Raw genomic sequence first — 18,781 nt, 5'->3', positions numbered from 1 at the left:
TAAGCAATTACGCAATTGAGCTATTTTTTTTCCATTTCAGTTGAACAATCATTCCTGAATGCTTATCGGTTTGTTGAATGGAATAACTTGCTCCTATTTTTTTTGCACGCTCTTCGATACTTTTCAATCCGTAGTGAAAGTCTGGTCTAAAATCAGGATCAAATCCTTTTCCAAAATCTTCAATCGTCATCTCAATGAACTCTTCTTCTTCCTGCAAGTCGATCTTTACCTTCTTGGTTTCAGCGTGTTTATAAACGTTGCTAATTGCTTCTTGGAAAATGCGCATCACATGAAGCGAAGTTCCTGAATCCAATTCTGAATCACTCAATTTGACACTATATTGAACATCCATCCCATTATCAACGAGCCATCTTTTGGAAACGTTCTTCATCCGTTCAACCAATACCTTCGAAGACATATTTTCGGTGTGCAAAGCCCAAACAGTATCTCGCAAAGATCCCATTGCTTCCTGACTCATTTGAAAAGTTCTAGAGATTCGCTCATTGTCTTGATCGGTGAAAGTCAGTAATTCCAAGTTATTCACCACAAAACTCAACTGTGAGCCCACTAAATCATGCAAATCATACGAGATTCGTTTCCGTTCTTCATTGGTAGCTTGAAAAACTTGTTGCTGAGCAATTAATTCCTTCTTTAAAGCGCGCTTTCTAAAGTAGAATATCAGTGTAATAACCGTTAGGAATAAAATGGCAACAAGAACAATCCAATACGTATTTTCCAATTTCCGATTCAACTGTTGTTCACGCAATTCGGTATCTTTCTTTTTGCGGTAAAGTTCTGATCGTTGTTTCTCAGATTTAATATCGTAAATGGCATTGGTTCTAGCAATCGTTTGATCCCGAAGCTCTTTGTAATATTTCAAGTGAAATGCTTCATATTTATCCCAAAGAATTCGTGCCTCTCGATTCTTATTTTGATCCAAACAAATCGAACCAAGCGCTTTTGAAATTTTATACAATTGCTCATTGGCTTGGAGTTTTTCTGCAATTGGCAAAGCTTCACGCAATAACTTTTCTTCTTGCCTTTGATCTTTTTGATGTTTGTAGATTCTCGCCCAATTAATTAAAGTACTGAGATACAAATATTCATTTTCAATTTCCTTAGCAAGAGATGCACTTTCGCGATACGATATTTCCGCCTTTGGGTATTGTTTCAATTCAGCCAAAACCATTGCTTTATTGCACAATACAATCGCTAATCCGTATTTATTCGATGTTCTTCGATATCCTTTAATTGCCAATTCGGAATAATACAAACTAGAATCTCTCTGTTTTAGGGAATTAAAAATGGTTCCCATGTTTGAGTAAGTATCCAAAATTTGATCTTTGTCATTTCCTCGTTTATAAGATGCGGCACTTTTTCGATACCAGTACAAAGCCGTACTTCTCGAATCCAATTCTTCATAAAGTAATCCTAGATTGTTTTGAGTGGCTCCAACATTGGAGTAATCATCCATTTTTTCAAAAAACAACTTCGCTTTGTGAAAAGATTGAATGGCGCGTTTCAAATCATTTTTTCGCCAGTAAATCAAACCCAAATTATTCTGACAAGAAGCAATCCCTTTAAAATAGTTGTTCTCTTTAGCAATGAAAAGTGCTTTCTGGTAATTCTCGATGGACAAATCTGTTTGAGAAAGCACATCATAAGCTATTCCGATTCGAATGTAAGCTCTAATTTCTCCAATGTAAAACCCACATTCATTGGCTTGAATCGCAATTTGTTTGCATTCTTTTATAGCTGCTTTTGGATTTTCATAGCACAAATTAAGAACAGCATCGTTCCGGAGATTGATTTTATTGGTATCGCATTGTCCAAAACTCTGAATGGATGTAAAAAGAGTAACTAAGAATAAGAAACAACCTTTTTTCATAGCACAATTAGTTCAATTCCATTTTTTTCAATCGCTTTCTCCGCTTCAGATAAAGTAGGCCGAAAAAGCCAACTAGAATTCCAGCAATAAACCAAATCAACGTATCTTCATACCAAGAAGCTTTCACTAAAAATGAAGTGCTTATTAATTTGGAGAAACTTTTTGTTCCTGGATCAAATAAACGTAATTCTAACTTGTAAGATCCAGAACTTAAGTGCTCAAAGGTCAGTTTTGTTAAACCCAAAGATGTATTAGACCAAGATACTTGCTCCGTATTATCATTTCGAATCAATCGGTACTGTAAGTCATACGGGTGATTTCCCATCAACTCCACCAATTCGTAAGGAATGATGACTTCCGTGTTTTCAGATTCGAATTTAGGCGAATTTTTAGTTTGAAAATCTCCCGTTGGTTTACCTAGAATAAAGGATGGAAAATCAGATTTGAATTGCTCCCATTTGAACAAGAACAAGCCCAATTGAGTTGCTACAAACACTTTTTTGTCTAGAATAACAAAATCTCTTAGGAATAAGTCATTCATCCGTGAAAGTTCGTCCAATCGCTCTAAATTCCCATCCAATTGATCCGTTCTATATAAAGTCTTATCGGAAAGAATGTAGAATTTATTGTTGTAAATTTTGAGTTTCGTGACAAGGATATTCGTTCCATTTTCTCTAAAATTTACTTCATGCGTTATTCTTCCTTTATTGATTGTGAAAATTTTATTCGTTGAACTCAATACATACCATTTTCGGTTATTAAACAAAATTTGAGAAGGATCAATGCTCTCATTGAAATAACGAATCGAGTGATATTCCAAGGTTTCTAAATTCAAGGTAAACAATCCTTCAAGATTGGAGAAAAGCATTTCACTTGAGGAGTCAGAAACCACTAAATCTTTGATTGGATTGGCAAAAATTTCTGTTCTTCCATCGGGCTTAAGTAATTTTTTCCGAAACTCCTTTGGAGTTTTTGCATCAATTTTAAATAAGCCTTTTGAGGAAGCAATCAAATATCCTCCAGCTTTTAAAGGCAAAATTGATTTCACAAATTCATCTGCTAAAATAATGGGAGTAGCAATTTCTGCATTTGCAACATTCTCTTGAGGATTTGTATTCTTAAATGGGTTTTTGTTGCTCTTCTTACCAAATGAAGTTAGAAATTGAGTTTCACCTCCATTGGTTCGCGCGATTATCTGATTATTGTAAGCCTCCAAAGAGTTAAATTCAGTCGCATTTAGCAACTTATAGCTTCCAAAAGGCATGCAATACAATCCTTTCGTTTTCGTGCCAATCCATACATTTTTATCCTTATCCTGAAAAACAGCCGTTACATGCATTCCAACAATGACCGACTGAATCTTCATTTCTCCTGCTCTCAGAATAATCAAGCCGGTTTCCGACAACAAATAAATATGTTCGTCAATCGTACATACTTTTTGAATTGAATGATTGAATGAACCGATTAATTTATTCAGATTCTTAAAGCGTTTGTTTGAAAATTGCATCGAAATATTCGAATTGGGCTTCGCTGGTAAAATGACGAGCTTATTTTTCAAATTCATCAACCATCTACCTGTCATTCCAGGTAGCGTTCTGGCAGTTTGATCCTTGAGATCTACAAATTCATTACTTGAAAGCAAAGCATAACTTCCTTTCTCATTCTCACTATAGTCAATCAATTCTGCCTTTCCTTTTTCATAAAAGGGAATATGAACGGTTGATTTCAAAGAAAATGGCTGCAATGAGTAAGTATAAATCGCTTCAGAGCAAATAATCCGCAATTCGCCATTTGCAGTTTCCTCTAAGCGAACTATCGGACTTTTAATTTGGGGAATTGGAATCGTAGAAACTCGATCTTCTTTTACAACGAACAATTGCCCTGTTTTATTCAATCCATAAAACCGATTTTGAAGCTTAATGATTTGCAGAATATCATTTGAATATAATTTTGAAGAAGGAATTTGCTTCGATTGGAATCCATTGAATGTAAAAATCCCTTTATCTGTTCCAAGAATTAATCGTCCAAAATCATCTTGAACGATAGTTGTAATTCGATGGTCTCCCAAAGAAGTTTGAACTGGATAATAATAGGGTTTTGTTTGGGCAATAATGAATGATGTGAATAGAAGAAAAACAGGAATCAGTTTCATTTTTTTTGCTTTTTCAGTTCAATTTCAAACCACTGCCAGAGTTTATCTTGTGGCACTGGAGCTATTATTTTTACAACTTCTTTGGAAGTTGGATGTTCAAATTCCAATTCCCTGGAATGCAAATATATAGAACCATCTGGATTTGAGCGCTTAGCTCCATATTTCAAATCGCCTTTAATGATGCAGCCTATTGCAGACAATTGCGCGCGAATTTGATGATGTCGACCCGTTTCCAACTCTACCTCCAACAAGGTGTAATTGTCCGAACTCAACAACTGTCTGTATTTTAATCGTGCTTCTTTGGTGTTTTTTCGCTCTTCCTGGAAAGCATATGTTTTATTTTGCTTTTCATTTCTCTCCAAATGATGTGTTAAAGAACCTGACTTTTCCTTGGGAGCCTTTTCAACAACCGCCCAATAAATTTTGCGGGGATGTTTTTCAGCAAAGAGTTTATTCATACGAGTAAGCGCTTTACTTGTTCGGGCAAAAGCAATTGCTCCAGAAACAGGTCTATCCAATCGATGAATCAATCCACAGAAAACATTTCCAGGTTTATCAAATTTATGACGAATGAATTCACGCACTTTTTCCACCAATGGAAAGTCGCCCGAAATATCGCCTTGTACATTTTCTCCTGCATGTTTATTAACCACCAACAGGTGATTATCCTCGTAGAGAACATCTTCAGCTCGGATTTGCTCCATATTGAAAACTAGTATTGTTCGTTTTGATTCGGGAAATCACCGCTCCGTACATCTTCAATGTAGCTTTCAACAGCTTCTTTCATGATATCATACAAGTTTGCATATTTACGCAAGAAACGTGGCGAAAATTCGTTATTGATTCCCAACATATCGTGAACAACCAACACCTGGCCATCTACTCCATTTCCAGCTCCAATACCGATTATTGGAATGGAAACTGCTTTCGCTACTGTTTCAGCCAAAGATGCTGGAATTTTTTCCAAAACGATTGCAAAACATCCCGCTTCTTCCAATGCTTTCGCATCTTCAATTAAGCGTTGTGCTTCACCTTCTTCTTTTGCACGAACTACATACGTTCCAAACTTATAAATCGATTGTGGAGTCAAACCTAAATGCCCCATTACTGGAATTCCAGCAGTTAAAATCCGTTTAATCGATTCGATGATTTCAATTCCACCCTCCAATTTTACGGCATGTCCACCCGACTCTTTCATGATTCGGATTGCATTTGACAAAGCTTCTTTTGAATTTCCTTGATACGACCCAAAAGGCATATCAACCACCACCAAAGCGCGTTCAACTGCACGAACAACAGAACCAGCATGATAAATCATTTGATCCAAAGTGATTGGAAGGGTTGTTTCATGCCCAGCCATGACATTTGAAGCAGAATCACCTACCAAAATAATATCGATTCCAGCCGAATCAATGATTCGAGCCATTGAAAAATCGTATCCAGTAAGCATGGAGATCTTTGCTCCCGAGTTTTTCATTTCTTGTAAAACGTTCGTTGTTACGCGTTTTACATTTTTATGCACAGACATGAGCGATTATTTTATCTAACAAAGTTAATGAACAAAGTTCAATAGTTTAAAAGTTCAAAAGTTTAAACTTTCAAAATGAATCCTATTTTTGAACCTTTTGAACGTTTTGAACCATTTCTAACTGTTTACTCAAACCAAACATCGTGAATAATCTGTTTACCTGCAGTTTGATTGACGCGTTCAATGATAATTTGCTTACCGTGAGCTAGTTCATCACGCATTACAGAGGAATTTAAACGAAGAATCAATACTCCCATTCGAATTTGAAGGTGCGTTGTTCTGGTCGCAACTGCTTTTCCCATCATTTCTTCCCATTTGCTCAAAACTTCCATTTCTGTCATTTTACCTTGCAATTGGTAAGCGCTCATGAGTTTATCCACCAATTCCTTCATTGGTTGAGCATTTCCAGATCTCTTTCGTTCGTCCCACTCACTCATACCAATTCAGAATTAAAAATGATCATTTTCGGTTTTACTTGAATCGTCTCAAAAATAGCTGAAACTCGAATTTCATCCGTATCGGTTACCAAAACCTGACCAAATGTATTTTTAGAAACCAACTCCATTAATTGAGCTACGCGCAAGTTATCCAATTTATCGAAAATATCATCCAACAATAAAATGGGAGTTTGATTCAAGCGTTCTTTCAACCAATCGAATTGTGCCAAACGCAAGGCAATTAAGAAACTTTTCTGCTGTCCTTGAGATCCGAATCGTTTGATTGGCAAACCTTCTAAGAGAAAAGTAATATCGTCTTTGTGAATTCCAACAGAAGTATAATGAACTCGCATATCTTTCGGATAAGCTTGTTGAATCAATGTCCTGAAATCGGTTTCAGACAATTTAGATTCGTAATTGAGCGAAACAGATTCCTGCTCTTGCGAAATCCACTTGTAGTAATGTTGAAACAGAGGAATAAATGCATCAATGAATGAAACGCGCTTGTTGTGAATTGCAGTTCCATACTTAATCAATTGCTCGTCCCAAATTTCAATGGATTCACGTTCGAAAAAACCATTTTCAAATTGCAATTTCAATAAGGCATTTCGCTGATCTAAGACTTTATTGTAACGTTGTAAATCGCTCAAATATTCATGGTCGAATTGCGAAATGATTCCATCCATCCATCTTCTACGCACTTCGCTTCCCTCGGAAATCAAATCGGTATCGTACGGAGAAATCATCACCACTGGAAAATGCCCGATGTGGTCCGCCAAACGATTGTATTCTTTTTTGTTCTTCTTGAAAACTTTCTTGGATCCCGCTTTTACACCACAATACAAATTGAAGGGCTGTTCATCTTTCATCCAGCATCCTTGAATGACAAAAAACTGCTCATTGAAGCGAATATTCTGTTTGTCAGTAGGGTTCAAATACGAGCGACACATGCTCAAATAATGAACAGCATCCAGCACATTTGTTTTTCCTGATCCATTCTTCCCCACAATGCAATTTACACCAGCTTCGAACTGAAATTCGGCCTCAGAGTGATTGCGAAAATTAACTAAAGAAAGGGATTCGACGAACATGTTGTAAAATTACGAATTAATGCCGTCCCTATAATTATCGGGATACGAATTGAGATGATAAAATTATCAATTGAGTAATTCGTAATTATCAAGTTGTTTTAACTTTAAAGAATGAATTCAAAGTATCTATTTAAATTTTTCTTAGTTATTTGGTTTGTAGGTTCGTCAGTAAGTGCATTTACGCAAGTTGAAAGCAGTTCGAAGCTATATAAAACCATTCTTTCGAAAGACAGTTTGCTCTTTCAAGTTGGTTTCAATACCTGTGACATTTCGCAGTTTGAATCTTTGCTAAGCGAGAGTTTTGAGTTTTTCCATGACAAATCTGGTATTTCTAACCGGAAAAAATTCCTGAATGATTTAAAAAACGGCTTGTGTAAATATCCTGAAACCTATCAATCAAGAAGGGAACTCATTGTGGAAAAGACACAGGTTTTTCCCCTTTATGAAAACGGAGAACTCTACGGTGCAATCCAGTATGGAGAACACCGCTTTTACGAAAAGATGGATGGAAAACAGGAACAATTTGCTAGTACGGCGAAGTTCACACATGTGTGGATATTAGAAAACGGGCTTTGGAAATTGAATAAGAGTTTGAGTTATGATCATCAGACAAAATAATTACGAATTACGAATGCCGAATTACGAATTTTCAAATCATCCGAAGCGAATCGAAAAAAGCATTTTGATTCAAGATTCACCTGCAAAGATTTGGGAATACCTCACGAATCCTGATTTGATGAAGCAATGGATGGGAGATCCCGAAATGAACATTGAAGTAATCACTGATTGGAAAGTTGGAAATCCGTTTGGCATTAAAGGTTTTCATCATCTGCAATTTGAAAATAAAGGAACCATTCTTCAGTTTGAGCCTGAAAAAATTTTTCAATACGAATATCTGAGCTCCATGTCAAATTTGGCTGATACACCTGAGAATCATACGATGATTACCTTTAACTTGGTTCCGAAAGCAGAAAAAACAGAATTGATTGTGGAAGCAGAAAATTTTCCGTCGAAAATCATTTATAAGCACTTGGAGTTTTATTGGAACGGAACTGTTACTTTGCTGAAAAATTTGATTGAAAAGGATAGTTTACAAGATATTTAAGTATGAAACGAATCATTCTTGCTTTATTCCTCATCATGATTTTTGCCTCATGTAGACAAAATTCAAAACCTTTGAATGAAGATTTCTCTGCTGTTTGTTTTCTAGATAGTGGTGATAAAGTTGAAGTGGGAAGTGGCGTCTTTATGAATCCTCCAAAAATCCACTCCATTCTATTTGTTTACCATGATAGTGTTTTTCAAGTTCAAATTAAAAATAAGAAGTCAAGTTACTTCTATTTAAAATGTCGTAAAACACCAAAAGACAGTCTGTTATCACTATTCAGTATATACGGAAAAACAACTTTGAAAGAACAATTGAAAAATAAGGAGGAAACTAACTGCAGTTCAAGCTGTGCTCCTGAATGTTATTTTCTATTCAAGAACTCAAAAAAAATCAACTTTGGGATCTTTTATTACCACGATTACAGCGAATGGACGAGAAGATTTGGACAGAACGAGGTAAAGTTAAATCCAAACCAATTTCCTTCAATCTATCAAACTATTTATCACACGCTGAATTCCAAACATTGGGATTATTTCATGAGTAATGACTATTATTATAAAGCTATCCGAACTTATCGTCACGTAGAATTTACGAACGATTCTAACATTTCTTATAAAGCCAAATAAATTCAGACAAAAAACCAATCAATTCACTCCAAATTTCTTCCTACTTTCACCAAAAAATTGAGTTATGAAAATCATGATTGCCCTTGTTTCACTGTTAGTTTTCTTTACAGCTTGTAACACTCCAAAAGAAGTTGCCTCAAAAGATACAATTATTAGCATCACCCACGGAACCAATTTTGGTCATTGTAGAGGTTATTGCAGAAAAGAGCTCGTTTTTTATCCAAATCAGATTAATTATTTTGAAGCGAGTGTTGATTCGACCACAAATCCTGTAAAAGTGGAAAATTTCAAGAATACATCTAAGGAATGGTCGACATTGACTGAAAAGCTCGATTTAAAGAAATTCAATAGCTTGGAAGAACGATACGGGTGTCCGGATTGCGCAGATGGTGGTTCGGAATACATCGAAATCAAAACAGCTGAAGGAACAAAAAGAGTAACAATTGAGTTCAATAAAGAAGCTTCCCAATTGGAGCCATTGCTAACGGAATTGCGCTCCCAACGAAAGAAATTGTTGGAGAACTAAGCTCTTCCGATACATTCTGGAACCCAAATATGAAAACATTCAACGTTTTTTTCATTGGACTATTCAGCTTCCTAATTAGTTCTTTGAATTCCTTTTGCCAACAATCCAATTCAAACATTCAAATGGTTGGTGCAATGAAAAATGTGATGTGGAAGGGACAACTTTACGGAACAATAAACCTCGATACGATTTCAAACAAACAACATTTATTTGGACTTGGACCAGTGGAATATTTGACGGGAGAACTGCTGATAATTGATGGTAAAGCTTACAAATCCACTGTTGTGACAGACAGTACAATGCAGGTTGAAGAAACATTTCAAGCCAAAGCTCCGTTTTTTGGATATGCCACCATCAACAACTGGTCGGAGCAAGATTTACCTGACAGCATTCAAACAATTGCTCAATTAGAGACATTCCTTGATAAAATCACCAAAAACGCTGTTCATCCCTTTTTCTTTCAATTAAAAGGAACACTGGAAACAGCCAAAATTCATGTTGTAAATCTTCCCAAAGGATCAAAAGTAAGTTCTCCGGAAGACGCTCACCAAGGACAAACCAACTATTTCCTTAATCAGGATGAAGTAACCATTTTAGGCTTTTTCTCCAAGGATCACCAAGCAGTATTCACGCACCACGATACCTATTTACACATGCATCTGATTACTTCTGACAAACAAAAGATGGGGCATCTGTACGATTTTTTCTTCCAAAAAGGAACTTTCAAACTTTACCTTCCTACCCCATGAAAGAAGTATTTTATCTCTTTGATAAACATTAACTTTACTTTATGGAATTAAGTAATCTATCCGAATTCAAATCTTCTAAAGAACTCAGAGAAAAGCTTGCAGACCTTGGTTTTGCTAAAACATTTGACGAGGGTGAAATCATCCTCAATGAGAATGCCTATATCAAAGCAATTCCAATTGTCACCAAGGGAAGTATTAAAGTGATGCGAACAGATGAAGACGGAAGGGAAATTTTGCTCTATTACATCAAACCTGGTGAAAGTTGCATCATGTCTTTTTTAGGTGGAATTCATCAAGATACTAGTAAAGTAAAAGCAATTGCAGAAGAAGATACAGAAATTCTCTTTATCCCAATTGACAAGGTCGGTTTACTTATTAAAGACTATCCGGAGTGGCTTGACTTTATATTCCGCCTCTATCACAAACGCTTTGAAGAACTATTGGAAGTAGTAAATGCCGTGGCTTTTAAAAAAATGGATGAACGACTTTTAAATCTACTTCAAAAAAAATGTGAACTCATTAGCAATAAGACACTCTCCGTAACTCACGAACAATTAGCCAACGAGTTAGGCACTGCTCGTGTAGTAGTTTCAAGACTCCTCAAACACATGGAAGATCAAGGCCTAGTAAAATTAGGTCGAAATAAAGTTTCGCTTCTGTAACAAAGGTTGCTGTGTAGCAATTTTCATTGTCTGACTTTTGCAGTGAACGAATTTATTCACTAATGGAATAGATTAATGAAAATGGAACATGGAACTACAAAACGCACTTATTTTAGGAATCATTGGTCTAGCAGCTGGATTACTCGGAGGCATGCTTGGCCTTGGTGGAGCAATCATTATTATTCCTGCATTAATGATTTTTCTCGGTTATTCTCAGCAATTAGCCCAAGGAACTGCATTAATCATGATGGTTCTTCCAGTTGGGGCTTTAGCCGCATTTCAATATTATCAAAAAGGATTTGTTGATGTAAAAGCTGCTTTAATACTAGCAGGATTTTTCTTTGTGGGCGGCTTCTTCGGTGCCAAATTTGCCACACAAATTCCTCAAGAAATATTGAAAAAAGTTTTTGCAGTAATGCTCGTAGGAATTGCCCTTAAAATGTGGTTTCAAAAATAATTCAGTATGTAACAAAAGTCACTGTATCTCCAAAAAGAAGGGGGTAACTTTGTAACATCAAACACCAAGAGACATGGAAATCAAACAATTCGAAGACAAAAACTTAGCACATTATTCTTATGCAATTCACAGTAATGGAGAAATCGCTCTGATTGACCCGGCGAGAAATCCACAACCCTATTATGATTTTGCAAAACAGCACGATGTAAAAATTACGACCGTGATTGAAACACATCCTCACGCTGATTTCGTAAGTAGTCACTTAGAAATTCAGGAAACAACTCATGCGAAAATTTATGTAAGCAAACTACTTGGCGCCGAATATGCACATCAATCTTTCGATGACGGAGACACCATAAAACTCGGAAACAGTTTCTTAAAAGCATTAAACACACCTGGTCATTCGCCAGATAGTATTAGTATAGTGGCAATAGACGAAAACGGGAAAGAACACGCTGTTTTTACAGGAGACACCTTGTTCATCGGTGACTGTGGAAGACCTGATTTAAGAGAAAAAGCAGGTGCTATAACTTCTCCACGAAAAGAATTAGCAAAACAGATGTATCATTCACTCAGAAACAAACTTATCACACTACCAGATTCAGTAATTGTTTATCCAGCACATGGAGCAGGTAGTTTATGTGGAAAAGGGTTGAGTGAGCAAAACAGCAGTACAATTGGTGCTGAAAAAATGAGCAACTGGAGTTTGCAATCAATGAGTGAAGAAGCCTTTATTCAAGAGCTATTGGTTGACCAGCCATTCATCCCTAAATACTTCCCTTTTGAAGTGGGGATCAATAAAAAAGGAGCTGGCGGGTATCAAACCAGTATTTCAAAAGTGCTGAAAAGAGAAGCTATTACTTGCACCGATTGTGCAAATACACTTAATCCTGAAATTTTAATCATTGATACCAGACCGCAAGATCAGTTCAAAAAAGCTCATTTAAAAAATGCCATTAATCTAATGGATGATGTCAAATTTGAAACCTGGTTGGGAAGTATTGTAAATCCTAATGAATCCTTCTATTTGATAGCTGAAAACGAAGAAGTTTTGAATCAGTTGATTGAACGCACCTCTAAAATCGGTTATGAAAACCAAATTGCGCTTGCTTTTGTATTGGATTACGGAAATGAATCTTCTGATGAATTCGATTTGGAAGATTTCAAAAACAACCTAAATAAGTATACAATCATTGATATCAGAAATCCTTCCGAAGTGAAAGCAGCTAAAATTTTCGAACAGTCGATTCACATTCCATTATACGAACTAAGAGAACGAAGTCAAGAAATTCCGACGAACAAGCCCATTGTTGTTCATTGTGCAGGAGGATACCGCAGTGCGGCAGGAAGCAGTATTATCAAATCAAAAATCCATGGAGCTTCACAAGTAATTGATTTAAGTGAAGCAGTAAAAACTTTTTAAACCAAACTCAAATGAACATAGAACAAATGATCAAAGAAGGACAAGGTACAATCGTAGATGTGAGAACAGTGGCAGAATTCAGAGGTGGAAATGCAGCCAACTCGATTAACATTCCTTTGCAAGAAATAGAGCGAAGATTGGATGAAGTAAAGAATTTAAAACAACCCTTAATTCTCTGTTGTGCTTCCGGAGGAAGAAGCGGTCAGGCAACACAATTTTTATCCCATCAGGGAATCGAATGTTACAATGGTGGTTCTTGGTTAGATGTCAATTATTTTCAAACACGTTAAAAAGATGATGAACTCAATCAAACAATTATTGGGCTTTGGCCCAAAAGTAAATTATGCGGAGTTAGTGAAAAATGGAGCTATTATTCTGGACGTTCGTACTAAAGGAGAATATGCTGCCGGGCACATCAATGGCTCTCTGAACATCAGTTTGGATTCTCTGGGAAGTAATTTGAACCGGCTTAAAGACAAAGATAAACCCATTATCACTTGTTGTGCCAGTGGAATGCGAAGTGCTTCTGCAAAAAACATTCTAAAATCAAATGGGTACACGCAAGTTCACAATGGCGGTGGTTGGTACAGTTTACAAACTAAAATTCGACAATAACTTAATATAAAGTGAATTTTACCAAGCTCGATTTATCTGACAGAATTGAGTTTGGTTTGATTCACTTGCATTTCAAACAGATGAAAGAACGAATCTTAAAAAATTGGACACTTACAAGAGCCTTATTTCTTGTTTTGGGAACTATCATTATTATCCAATCAATCCTTAGCCAACAATGGTTCGGGATTTTGTTTGGCAGTTACTTTGCCTCCATGGGATTGTTTTCATTTGGCTGTGCTGCTGGAAATTGCTATGGTGGGAGTTGTGCGGTAGAAACCAAAAAGTCATCAGAAACCCAAAAGTAAACTTCAAAAACTAATTTAAACATCATGAAAAAATTCCTGTCGATTACCTTCCTAACACTTATCCTGGTCAGTTGTTCTAATGGACAAATAGCAAATTCACTTCCTGCTACCAAATTTTCAGCAAAACTGAAAGGACTTCCTAATGCTCCAATTATTGATGTAAGAACACCAGCAGAATTTTCAAATGGTCATCTTGAAAATGCCCTGAATTACGATTGGAACGGAACTGAGTTTGAGAATCAAATCGGATTTCTGGACAAGTCAAAACCCGTATTTGTTTATTGTTTAAGTGGTGGACGAAGTTCCGAAGCAGCTAGCAAGATGAGAGCAGAAGGTTTCAAAGAAGTTTATGAAATGGAAGGAGGTCTGATGCAATGGCGAAGCCAAAATCTTCCCGAAACGACAAGGAATGAAGTCGTATCAAAAGGAATGAGTAAACAAGATTTCGAAGTGCTTATAAACTCGGACAAATTAGTCCTCATTGATTTTTATGCAGATTGGTGCGTCCCTTGTAAAAAAATGGAACCTTATTTGAATGAAATTGCGAATGATTTGAAAAATACGGTTACTGTTATCAGAATCAATGCAGATGAAAACCAAGAACTTTGTAAAGAATTACAAATTAGTGCCATTCCGGTATTACAGATTTACAAAAAGAAAAAGCTTATCTGGACGAACACCGGCTTCATTGAAAAGTCTGAAGTGTTAAAGCAATTATAAGATTGGCTGAAAAAATCACCTCTAAATAGCAATTAGATTCATCAAAAAAAGCTTATCTGAACGTTTTTTGAACTTGGCTGTATCCCTTCAAAACGCCAACGTTATGAAATCGATCCTTATTACAATTGTTAGCTTAATCGCGGGAATTCATTTCTCACAAGCTCAACCCGTTCATCCAACAGATGAATTGCGTAAAATCCAAATTGCGATTCTATTCGATACTTCCGGAAGTATGGACGGCCTAATCGAACAAGCAAAATCAACTATCTGGAAAATTGTCAATATCGCTTCTAAAATGTCTGATAAAGGCAAAGCCCCTCAGCTGGAAATTGCCCTGTACGATTATGGAAACGATGAAATAAAAACTCCTAATTGGATTCGCAAACGAACAGACCTCATCGCCGATTTGGACTCCATTTCAGGTCAACTTTTTTCACTAAAAACCAATGGTGGAACGGAATATTGTGCCGCAGTTATCGAATCTTCCATCAACGATTTAAAATGGTCTAACAACCCAAATGATTTGCGTTTAGTCTACATCGCTGGAAACGAGCCCTTCAATCAAGGTCCGATTGACTACAAGAAAATTTTAAAAATAGCTGCAGACCGAGACATCATTGTGAACACCATTTATTGTGGTGCATACGATCAAGGAGTGCGCGAATTTTGGTACGATGGAGCTCTTCAAACGCAAGGTTCTTATTTCAACATTGAATCGAATGATGCAATCAAACACATTGATACTCCATACGACAAAGAGATTATCACGGCGAATGATTCTTTAAACAAAACGTATGTAGGATATGGAAGAGACGGTTATTACCGAGCAAGTAAACAAGCAAGAGAAGATGAAAACGCTGGATCTAAAGGTATTGCTGTCATGAGCGATCGAGCTGAAGCAAAATCAAAATCAAATTACAAAAATGCAACTTGGGACTTAGTAGACGGATTGGAAGAAGGAAATGTGAAATTAGATAGTATTCGACCGGAAGATCTTCCTAAAGAACTGAAAGGAAAAACGAAAGAAGAACAAACGAAATATATCGAGTCTAAAAAAGCAGATCGCATTAAATACCAAGCTAAAATTGGAGAACTTTCGAAAAAAAGAGAAGAATATATTGCAGAAGAAAAGAAAAAAATCAATGAATCAGATGCAAAAAAAGACCTTGGATCAGCAATCATTGAATCCTTAGTTGCTACCGCACAGAAAATAGGATTCACGGTTGAATAATGAACCATAAGTCCCCGATTAACTAAGTCTAATCGGGGATTTTTCATCAAATCAGGGATAAGTGCAAGATTATCCACCACTTACCATGGTAATTAAAATTACACTCACCAAACTGTTATTAACAATCTACCTTTCCTATCTTTATCATTCCAAGAATACCTCATGATCGAATTTGAAACAGACGTACGAGCACTTGATTATCTCAACTACTGGTTTGTGGAAATTACTCCTGATATACTCGCTCAATTGCCTGGCAGAGCCGAAAAAGGAGATTTCAATCAGCGATTACTCATCACCTTAGATTACCAAATTCAATGGCAAGCTGGAATTCTCGCTCTTGGTGAAGGAAGTGGAATGATCACTGTTCAAAAAGACCGACTAAAAAAGCTCGGAAAAACTTTAGGAGATTCGGTAATCGTACAATTGGAAAAAGACGATTCTGAATTTGGAGTTCCCGTTGCAGATGAAATCAACGAATACTGGATTCAGGTTCCAGAATCAAAAGATCGTTTTGATGCCCTTACTCCTGGAATGAAACGATACATTTTAAATCATGTATCCACTGCTAAATCAACAGAAAAAAGGTTGGAGCGAACCCATTTATTACTATCAAATCTACTTTTAGCTCCCCAAGGAAAAGAAACATTTCGGTTTCTTCTGGGCAAGGATTAATTCATTCATTTCCTTCGAAACGATTAAATTTGTAAAAAAGAATAATTCGATGCGTGTATATTTAGACAATGCTGCAACAACCCCACTTGCAAAAGAAGTTGCAGAAGCCATGATTCCAGTTTTACAAAATGAATTTGGAAACCCTTCTTCAACGCATTTCTATGGCCGACAAACAAAGGCGTTAATTGAAACTTCTCGTAGATCAATTGCGAAACAGTTAAACTGTTCACCGGGTGAGCTTATTTTCACTTCAGGCGGAACAGAAGCAGATAACATTGCTTTGAATACAGGTGTTTTCCAATTAGGAGTAAAACGCATTATTTCAACAACTATTGAGCATCATGCTGTTTGTCATACTATTGAACATTTAGCCGAAAGAGAAGGCATTGAAGCTGTTTGGTTATCAGTAGATTCCAAAGGAAATATCAATCTAAATGAGCTAGAAACTTATTTGAAAGACGAAAAACCAACGCTGGTTTCTTTGATGCACGCAAACAACGAAATTGGAACATTAACTCCAATTGAAAAAGTAAGTGAAATTTGCAAAAAATACAACGCTTATTTTCACACAGATACCGTTCAAACAATGGGGCATTACGCATTTGATTTGGACAAATTAGGAATCGATTTTGTGACATGTGCAGCACATAAATTTCACGGTCCAAAAGGAATTGGATTTTTGTACGCCAATAAACGCATCAAAACAGATATTTTAATTCACGGAGGAGCACAAGAAAGAGGATTGCGTGGAGGAACAGAAAATGTATACGGAATTGTTGGATTGGCAAAAGCAATCGAATTGGCATACTCTCATTTAGAAGAACACCAAGCGCATGTTCAAGGATTGAAAACCTACATGATTGAACGATTAAAAGAAACGCTTTCAGATGTTACTTTCCACGGGGAAACAGATCCTGCGAAAAGTTTGTACACCGTTTTAAACGTGTGTTTGCCTGCAACTGAAAAATCGGGAATGCTTTTATTTACATTGGATTTAAAAGGTGTTGCTTGTTCTGGGGGATCTGCATGTTCTTCTGGAGCTACAAAAGGTTCACATGTATTGGAAGGAATTCAGGCGGATAATTCACGCCCAAATGCCCGATTCTCATTTTCAAGATACACAACCAAAGAAGAAATAGATTTTGCTATCGAACAATTGGAAGCAATATATGACAAGGTATTAGCATAAATCGACTCTATAAAGAAAAGAATTCAAACACAGGTTTAAACTTTTTTGTGTTTTAGTCGTCTTAGCAAGAACATAATATAACGAACTGCTCTATGAAACTTTCTTTACTTCTACTTGCCCTTATCCTTGGGTTTTCAAATTTAAAGGCACAAACGTATTTCCCTCCACTAGTCGGAAATACTTGGTCTACAACAGATCCAGCAACCTTGGGATGGTGTCCAGATTCAATCACCAAAATGTACGATTGGCTGGAACTATCCGATTCCAAAGCATTTATTGTTTTGAAAGACGGAAAAATCGTATTAGAGAAATACTTTGGAACCTTTACTATAGACAGTTTTTATGTGTGGAATTCAGCAGGAAAAACCTTAACAGCTTATGCTGTGGGTATTGCACAACACGAAGGTTTTCTAGATATAAATGACCCAACGATTGATTACCTAGGAACTGGCTGGACAAGCTTAACACCAACTCAGGAAGCTGCAATTACAATTAAACATCAATTAACTATGACCACAGGTTTGGATGATGGAGTGTCAGATATTCATTGTACAGATCCCTCATGCTTGATTTACAAAGCAGCACCCGGAACGAGATGGGCATACCACAACGGACCGTATACCCTACTCGACTCAGTGATTGAATCTGCAACAGGATTGACATTGAATGCTTGGGTAAATCAAAAAATAAGCAGCAAAATTGGAATGGTTGGAACGTATCTTCAATTGGGATACAACAATGTATTTGCATCAAAAGCAAGAGGAATGGCTCGTTTTGGGTTATTACTTTCACAAGATGGTTATTGGAACGCAAATCCTGTACTTCCAGATTTAACCTACCTCAACGCAATGCGAAACAGCAGTCAAAGTTTAAACAACTCTTACGGATATTTGACTTGGTTAAATGGCAAAGCTTCCTTTATGCTTCCACAATCTCAGTTTGTATTCTCTGGAGAACTTTGCCCCAATGCTCCTACTGATATGTACGCCGCAGAAGGAAAAAATGGGCAAATTATCAATGTTGTCCCATCACAAGGCTTGGTTGTTGTGCGAATGGGAGCTAACATGGGGACTAGTCTAGTTGGAACGCAATACAACGATACGATTTGGCAATACATGAATCGATTGAGTTGTACATTAGGGACTACTGAAAATAGTATCGAAGAAATTCAACTATCTCCCAATCCTTCAACGGGCACTTTCACCATCTCCGATCTAACAGGTATCGAAAAAATGGAGGTTAGTAATCAACTTGGGCAAATAGTTACTTTTCAGCAAGTTGAAAAAGAAATCACATTAAACACAGCTCAAGCAGGAGTTTATTTTCTCACAATTCACACAAAAAACAATACAAAAACTTTCCGAGTGATGCGTTATTAGTGAAAAAATCCACTAAATTTAGC

At 36.6% G+C, this 18,781-nt stretch carries 22 protein-coding genes; 16 read left to right on the top strand and 6 right to left on the bottom strand.

Going from position 1 to position 18,781, the window contains the following annotated elements; genetic code table 11:
• Positions 1 to 7: 7 nt before the first annotated feature.
• From FLUTA_RS14440 to recF, 6 genes are all read right to left on the bottom strand, one after another.
• Complete coding sequence (locus tag FLUTA_RS14440; protein WP_013687630.1) at positions 8 to 1,888, bottom strand: tetratricopeptide repeat-containing sensor histidine kinase; 1,881 nt, start codon at positions 1,886 to 1,888, stop codon at positions 8 to 10.
• 7 nt (positions 1,889 to 1,895) lie between these two features.
• A complete protein-coding gene (locus tag FLUTA_RS14435; protein ID WP_013687629.1) occupies positions 1,896 to 4,040 on the bottom strand; it encodes a two-component regulator propeller domain-containing protein in 2,145 nt (714 codons plus the stop codon).
• Positions 4,037 to 4,744 carry an RluA family pseudouridine synthase gene (locus FLUTA_RS14430; RefSeq protein WP_013687628.1) on the bottom strand — a complete coding sequence of 236 codons (708 nt, stop codon included), beginning with the start codon at positions 4,742 to 4,744 and terminating at the stop codon, positions 4,037 to 4,039. The genes FLUTA_RS14435 and FLUTA_RS14430 overlap by 4 nt, the downstream gene beginning before the upstream one ends.
• Positions 4,745 to 4,752: 8 nt before the next feature.
• Positions 4,753 to 5,568 (bottom strand): 3-methyl-2-oxobutanoate hydroxymethyltransferase, encoded by an 816-nt coding sequence (panB, locus tag FLUTA_RS14425; protein ID WP_013687627.1) that lies wholly within the window; start codon positions 5,566 to 5,568, stop codon positions 4,753 to 4,755.
• Between the two features lie 125 nt (positions 5,569 to 5,693).
• A complete protein-coding gene (locus FLUTA_RS14420; RefSeq protein WP_013687626.1) occupies positions 5,694 to 6,005 on the bottom strand; it encodes a DciA family protein in 312 nt (103 codons plus the stop codon).
• Positions 6,002 to 7,096: a DNA replication/repair protein RecF gene (gene recF, locus FLUTA_RS14415; RefSeq protein WP_013687625.1), complete on the bottom strand. Its 1,095-nt coding sequence runs from the start codon at positions 7,094 to 7,096 to the stop codon at positions 6,002 to 6,004. Before recF ends, FLUTA_RS14420 begins: the two co-directional genes overlap by 4 nt.
• Positions 7,097 to 7,207: 111 nt before the next feature.
• On the opposite strand from recF, the gene FLUTA_RS14410 reads away from it, so the two are divergent.
• The 16 genes from FLUTA_RS14410 (at position 7,208) to FLUTA_RS14335 (ending at position 18,758) form a co-directional block, all read left to right on the top strand.
• On the top strand, positions 7,208 to 7,714 hold the full coding sequence (locus FLUTA_RS14410) for a nuclear transport factor 2 family protein (protein WP_013687624.1): 507 nt from the start codon (positions 7,208 to 7,210) through the stop codon (positions 7,712 to 7,714).
• On the top strand, positions 7,695 to 8,201 hold the full coding sequence (locus FLUTA_RS14405) for an SRPBCC family protein (protein ID WP_013687623.1): 507 nt from the start codon (positions 7,695 to 7,697) through the stop codon (positions 8,199 to 8,201). The genes FLUTA_RS14410 and FLUTA_RS14405 overlap by 20 nt, the downstream gene beginning before the upstream one ends.
• A gap of 2 nt (positions 8,202 to 8,203) precedes the next feature.
• Positions 8,204 to 8,830 (top strand): hypothetical protein, encoded by a 627-nt coding sequence (locus FLUTA_RS14400; protein WP_013687622.1) that lies wholly within the window; start codon positions 8,204 to 8,206, stop codon positions 8,828 to 8,830.
• A 64-nt stretch (positions 8,831 to 8,894) separates the two neighbouring features.
• Positions 8,895 to 9,356 (top strand): hypothetical protein, encoded by a 462-nt coding sequence (locus tag FLUTA_RS14395; protein ID WP_013687621.1) that lies wholly within the window; start codon positions 8,895 to 8,897, stop codon positions 9,354 to 9,356.
• Positions 9,357 to 9,385: 29 nt separating this feature from the next.
• Positions 9,386 to 10,105: an acetolactate decarboxylase gene (locus tag FLUTA_RS14390; RefSeq protein ID WP_043023841.1), complete on the top strand. Its 720-nt coding sequence runs from the start codon at positions 9,386 to 9,388 to the stop codon at positions 10,103 to 10,105.
• Positions 10,106 to 10,146: 41 nt separating this feature from the next.
• On the top strand, positions 10,147 to 10,767 hold the full coding sequence (locus FLUTA_RS14385; RefSeq protein WP_013687619.1) for a Crp/Fnr family transcriptional regulator: 621 nt from the start codon (positions 10,147 to 10,149) through the stop codon (positions 10,765 to 10,767).
• Positions 10,768 to 10,855: 88 nt separating this feature from the next.
• The gene (locus FLUTA_RS14380) at positions 10,856 to 11,224 is read left to right on the top strand and encodes a sulfite exporter TauE/SafE family protein (RefSeq protein ID WP_013687618.1); all 369 of its coding nucleotides are present in this window, start codon (positions 10,856 to 10,858) and stop codon (positions 11,222 to 11,224) included.
• A gap of 73 nt (positions 11,225 to 11,297) precedes the next feature.
• Positions 11,298 to 12,647, top strand: coding sequence for an MBL fold metallo-hydrolase (locus FLUTA_RS14375; RefSeq protein WP_013687617.1), 1,350 nt, complete (start codon positions 11,298 to 11,300; stop codon positions 12,645 to 12,647).
• 11 nt (positions 12,648 to 12,658) lie between these two features.
• Positions 12,659 to 12,937, top strand: a complete 279-nt coding sequence (locus FLUTA_RS14370; RefSeq protein WP_013687616.1) for a rhodanese-like domain-containing protein — start codon at positions 12,659 to 12,661, stop codon at positions 12,935 to 12,937.
• 4 nt (positions 12,938 to 12,941) lie between these two features.
• Positions 12,942 to 13,262: a rhodanese-like domain-containing protein gene (locus FLUTA_RS14365; protein WP_043023840.1), complete on the top strand. Its 321-nt coding sequence runs from the start codon at positions 12,942 to 12,944 to the stop codon at positions 13,260 to 13,262.
• A gap of 80 nt (positions 13,263 to 13,342) precedes the next feature.
• Positions 13,343 to 13,567, top strand: a complete 225-nt coding sequence (locus tag FLUTA_RS14360; RefSeq protein ID WP_043024353.1) for a hypothetical protein — start codon at positions 13,343 to 13,345, stop codon at positions 13,565 to 13,567.
• Positions 13,568 to 13,591: 24 nt separating this feature from the next.
• Positions 13,592 to 14,287: a thioredoxin domain-containing protein gene (locus FLUTA_RS14355; protein ID WP_013687613.1), complete on the top strand. Its 696-nt coding sequence runs from the start codon at positions 13,592 to 13,594 to the stop codon at positions 14,285 to 14,287.
• A gap of 103 nt (positions 14,288 to 14,390) precedes the next feature.
• Complete coding sequence (locus FLUTA_RS14350) at positions 14,391 to 15,518, top strand: vWA domain-containing protein (protein ID WP_013687612.1); 1,128 nt, start codon at positions 14,391 to 14,393, stop codon at positions 15,516 to 15,518.
• 162 nt (positions 15,519 to 15,680) lie between these two features.
• Positions 15,681 to 16,190, top strand: a complete 510-nt coding sequence (locus tag FLUTA_RS14345; protein WP_013687611.1) for a YdeI/OmpD-associated family protein — start codon at positions 15,681 to 15,683, stop codon at positions 16,188 to 16,190.
• A 49-nt stretch (positions 16,191 to 16,239) separates the two neighbouring features.
• On the top strand, positions 16,240 to 17,379 hold the full coding sequence (locus FLUTA_RS14340) for a cysteine desulfurase family protein (RefSeq protein ID WP_013687610.1): 1,140 nt from the start codon (positions 16,240 to 16,242) through the stop codon (positions 17,377 to 17,379).
• 92 nt (positions 17,380 to 17,471) lie between these two features.
• Positions 17,472 to 18,758, top strand: coding sequence for a serine hydrolase domain-containing protein (locus FLUTA_RS14335; RefSeq protein WP_013687609.1), 1,287 nt, complete (start codon positions 17,472 to 17,474; stop codon positions 18,756 to 18,758).
• The last annotated feature ends 23 nt before the right edge of the window (positions 18,759 to 18,781 follow it).

The sequence above is a fragment of the Fluviicola taffensis DSM 16823 genome, assembly GCF_000194605.1.
GTDB classification, from domain to species: domain Bacteria; phylum Bacteroidota; class Bacteroidia; order Flavobacteriales_D; family Crocinitomicaceae; genus Fluviicola; species Fluviicola taffensis.
This window is presented reverse-complemented; position numbering and strand designations above follow the sequence as displayed.